Annotated in this window: 1 protein-coding gene and 1 pseudogene; both read left to right on the forward strand. The window is 60.9% G+C overall.

Annotated features, from left to right (window positions below; translation table 11 throughout):
- Positions 1 to 493: aminotransferase class III-fold pyridoxal phosphate-dependent enzyme (locus EOA85_RS36470; protein WP_127212814.1), on the forward strand; the 493-nt coding region annotated here is incomplete at its 5' end.
- Positions 490 to 772 (forward strand): annotated as a pseudogene (locus tag EOA85_RS36475) (3-oxoacyl-ACP synthase); the annotation flags it as partial. The gene EOA85_RS36470 and the pseudogene EOA85_RS36475, both read left to right, overlap by 4 nt.

Below are 772 nucleotides of genomic sequence, written 5' to 3' on the forward strand. Positions count from 1 at the left end.
CTCCAAGGGGCTGACAGGCGGCGCGATCCCGCTTGCCGCGACACTTGCGACCGAAGCCATCTTCCGGTCTCATTATTCGCAGGACCGGACGAAGACGTTCTTTCATTCGAGTTCCTACACCGCCAACCCGATCGCCTGTGCCGCCGCTCTGGCCAATGTCGAGATCTGGCGTGATGAAGCTGTTTCGGCACGGGTAGCGGCATTGAGCGAAATGCAAACCGCCAGCTTGCGACGCTTCCGCGATAAAAGCTGCTTCACCAACTGCCGCGTGACGGGAACGATCGCGGCGCTCGACCTCCGAACAGATTCGGCAGGTTATCTCGCCGAGATTGGTCCGAAACTCCGCTCCTTCTTCCTCGACCGCGACCTGCTGGTCCGGCCGCTCGGCAATGTCCTCTATCTTCTGCCGTCCTATTGCATCACCAATGACGAACTGGATCGGCTCTACGATGCCATCGAGGAGGCCGGAGAAATTTTCGGGTCGAAATCATGAGCAGATCGTCGCGCATTATCGGGTTTGGCCATCATGCGTCGGGACGCAAAGTGGCGAATGTCGAGATCGAGAGCAATCTCGGACTCGAATCTGGCTGGATCGAGAGGCGTACCGGCATACGATCGCGCTTCGGGGCAACGGACGAAGACACGCTGTCGGGCCTTGCCGCGCAAGCCGGCGACATGGCGCTGGCGAACGCTGGTATCGATCGCGGCGATATCGGTCTGCTGTTGCTTGCCACCTCGACGCCCGATCACCTCCTGCCGCCCAGCGCGCCGC

The organism is Mesorhizobium sp. M5C.F.Ca.IN.020.29.1.1 (genome assembly GCF_003997375.1).
Taxonomy (GTDB): domain Bacteria; phylum Pseudomonadota; class Alphaproteobacteria; order Rhizobiales; family Rhizobiaceae; genus Mesorhizobium; species Mesorhizobium wenxiniae.